Annotated in this window: 3 protein-coding genes; all 3 read left to right on the plus strand. The window is 64.2% G+C overall.

The window, feature by feature from the left end:
- Window positions 1-10: 10 nt before the first annotated feature.
- On the plus strand, window positions 11-1417 hold the full coding sequence (locus WBV42_RS10345) for a dihydrolipoyl dehydrogenase family protein (protein ID WP_423985958.1): 1407 nt from the start codon (window positions 11-13) through the stop codon (window positions 1415-1417).
- A 131-nt stretch (window positions 1418-1548) separates the two neighbouring features.
- A complete protein-coding gene (locus WBV42_RS10350) occupies window positions 1549-1845 on the plus strand; it encodes a DUF6432 family protein (protein ID WP_066144610.1) in 297 nt (98 codons plus the stop codon).
- A gap of 117 nt (window positions 1846-1962) precedes the next feature.
- Complete coding sequence (locus tag WBV42_RS10355) at window positions 1963-3081, plus strand: aminomethyltransferase family protein (protein WP_423985957.1); 1119 nt, start codon at window positions 1963-1965, stop codon at window positions 3079-3081.
- Window positions 3082-3172 lie beyond the last annotated feature (91 nt).

Raw genomic sequence — 3172 nt, forward strand, 5'->3', positions numbered from 1 at the left:
ATCGACCCGTATGGCAACGCACGTCGTCATCGTCGGGGCGTATGGGAGCGCAGGGGTCGCCGTCGCACAAAGTTTAGCCGAGGACCCGACCGTCCGGTTGACGCTCATCGACGACGGCGACCCCGGCGGTGGGCTGTGCATCCTGCGCGGTTGCATGCCCTCGAAGGAGGTGCTGTCGGCGGCGGCCCATCGGTATCAAGCACGCCACGACCCGCGGCTTTCGGGGACGCCCGAGGTGGACTTGGAGTCGGTGGTCGACCTGAAGGACGACCACGTTTTGGGCTTCGCGGAGCATCGCCGCGCGGCGGTGCACGACCTCGCGGAGGGGGAGAACGTGGAGTTCATCCACGACACCGCGCGGTTCGTTGACGACCACACGGTCGAAGTCGGCGATCGGGAAATCGAGGCGGACTACGCCGTCATCGCCACGGGATCGAAAGTAAACGTTCCCGACCTTCCGGGCATGCACGAGGTGGAGTACATGACCAGCGCGGACGTGCTGGACGCGACGGCGTTCCCCGATTCGGGAATCGTGATGGGCTTCGGCTACACCGGCCTCGAACTCGTGCCGTACCTCAGCGAGGCGGCCGGGATGGACCTCACCGTGATCGAACACGACCCGCGGCCGCTGGACGAGGGCGACGCGCCGTTCGGCGACGAGATTCTGGACATGTACCGCGAGGAGTTCGACATCGACATCCTGACCGAGACGGTGGAACGGCGCGTCGAGTCCACGGGCGACGGGGTTCGATTACACGTCGAGCAAAGCGGCGAAACGAAATCCATCGACGCGGACGAACTGATCCTCTTCACGGGACGAAGGCCGAACCTCGACGGACTCGGGTTGGAGGACACCCCGCTGTCACCGGACGAGGGATGGGTCGAGGAGACCATGCAGGCCCGCGACGACCCGCGGACGTTCGTCGTTGGGGACGCGAACGGCAAGGAGCCCATTCTCCATGTCGCCAAGGAACAGGGCTTCAAAGCGGCCGAGAACATCCTCGCACACGCTGACGGCGACGACCTCGAACCGTACGAGAACGTCCATCATCACGTCATCTTCTCCGGCGTCGGCGTGTATCCCTTCGCCAGAGTGGGCCTCTCGGAGGACGCAGCGGAGGCCGAGGGCGGGGAGTACGTCGCCGTCACCCGGCAGGCGTCGGACGACGGCGTATTCAAGACCAAGCAAGCGTCGAGGGGGTTGGCAAAGCTCGTCGTGGACGCCGAGGACGGGACCGTCATCGGCTATCAGGGCCTCCACTATCACGCCGACGTGATGGCGAAGACGATGCAGGTCGTCGTGGAGCGCGGGATGGACGTGCGCGATATCCCGGACCGGGCGTACCACCCGACGACCCCCGAGATTCTGGACGGACTGATTCGGGACGCGAGCGAGAAGGTCGGGACGGATCGGTAGTTCACGGCATCGATCGGTTCGACGAACCCCTCGTATGCGGATCAGGTCGAGGTCCCGTTTCTCCGAACTGGACCGCCCGCTGAACCTACCTGAGAGGTAAGGCTAAAAACCGGGGTGACATAGAAATAGATATGAAGGCCAAGCGGGAGTATCGGCGCCGTCCGGACACCGAGGTCCAAGTACTCGATGCCCTCGTGGACCGAAGCGAGGACGGAATGACGGTCTTCGAACTGCGGTCACACGTCGAGGCGGGCATCGACGAGTTGGAGGACGCGCTCGCGAACCTGAAACGAGACGGTCTCATCGAAGCGACGATGCGGAACGGGCGGACGCTCATCAAACCGGACACGAAGGTCGTTCCGGACCCCGAAGAGGAACCCGACGAACCGTCGTTCGTGGACAAGATCATCGAACGCCTGCCGCTGTAGTTTCGGACCATCGTTCCGGATTCGATTCCGTGCTCCGCTTTCGATTTCGTATTTCGTAGCCACTACCCAGCGTTCCGCATCCGACGTTTTTACTCCCCCGCGCACCCGACTACGAGTATGAGCCTCGAAACCGTACACGAAGACCACGGGGCGACGTTCTGTTCGGTCGGCAACCGCCGGGTGCCGCGCGACTACGGCCGCCCCGAGCGGGCACACCGTGCAGTCAGGAACGGCGTCGGACTCACGGAGATGCCCTACGGCGTCCTCGTGGTCTCCGGCGACGATCGGATAGAGTACGTCGACAACGTCGTCTCGAACCGGATTCCGCGCGAGGACGGACAGGGAACCTACGCCCTCCTGCTCGACCCGCAGGGGCGAATCGAACTCGACATGTACGTCTACTGTGCGGGCGAGCAACTCCTGCTCTTTCTCCCGCCCGGCGAAGCGACCCCGCTCGCCGAGCAGTGGCGCGAGAAGATATTCATCGAGGACGTGGAGATATCCGTCGCCACCGACCGGTTCGCCATCTTCGGCGTCCACGGTCCCTACGCGACCGAAAAGGTCGCCAGCGTGCTGAACGACGTGAGTACGCCGGACGAGCGCCTCTCGTTCAACAGGGGAAAGATGGCCGACGTGGGCGTGACGGTCATCCGCACCGATGCGCCGACGGGCGAGGAAGGCTACGAAGTCGTCTGTACGACCGGAACGACGACCGACGAGATGGACCGGGAATGGTCGAACGTCGAACTCGTCTTCGACACCCTGATCACGCGCGGGATGAACGCCGCTCCCTTCGGCCGGACGACGTGGGAATCCCTGACGCTCGAAGCGGGAACGCCGCTGTTCGAATACGAACTGGCGGGCGAAATCCCGAACGTGCTCGGCCTGCGGAACGCGCTCGACTTCGAGAAGGGTTGTTACGTCGGACAGGAAGTTGTTTCGCGCGTCGAAAACCGCGGACGACCGAGTCGAAAGCTGGCGGGCCTGTTCCCCGACTCCCTCCCCGAAAGCGGCGCGGCGGTCTTCGACGGCGACGAATCCGTCGGCGAAGTCACCCGCGCCGTCGACAGTTCGTCCCTCGACCGACCCGCCGCGATGGCGCTGGTGGAGTACGACGTGGGGATGGATTCGGAACTGACCGTCCGCGTCGATGGAGACGAGGTGGCCGCGGAGATAGTTCCCCTGCCGCTCGTGGACGGGAGCGATCCGTCCGGGCGTGCGCCGCAGTACGACTGAACGACGATTAAACGACGACGATTTTTTCTCGCCGCCGAAGGGTTCACCAACTCACGTCGGTAGCCAGCGGATCGCGGTTTGCGGATGCAAT

The organism is Haladaptatus sp., assembly GCF_049589095.1.
In the GTDB taxonomy this organism is placed as follows: domain Archaea; phylum Halobacteriota; class Halobacteria; order Halobacteriales; family Haladaptataceae; genus Haladaptatus.

Coding starts and splice junctions, on each gene's coding strand:
- WBV42_RS10345 (WP_423985958.1), top strand. CDS start 11: ATGGCAACGCACGTCGTCATCGTCGGGGCGTATGGGAGCGCAGGGGTC.
- WBV42_RS10350 (WP_066144610.1), top strand. CDS start 1,549: ATGAAGGCCAAGCGGGAGTATCGGCGCCGTCCGGACACCGAGGTCCAA.
- WBV42_RS10355 (WP_423985957.1), top strand. CDS start 1,963: ATGAGCCTCGAAACCGTACACGAAGACCACGGGGCGACGTTCTGTTCG.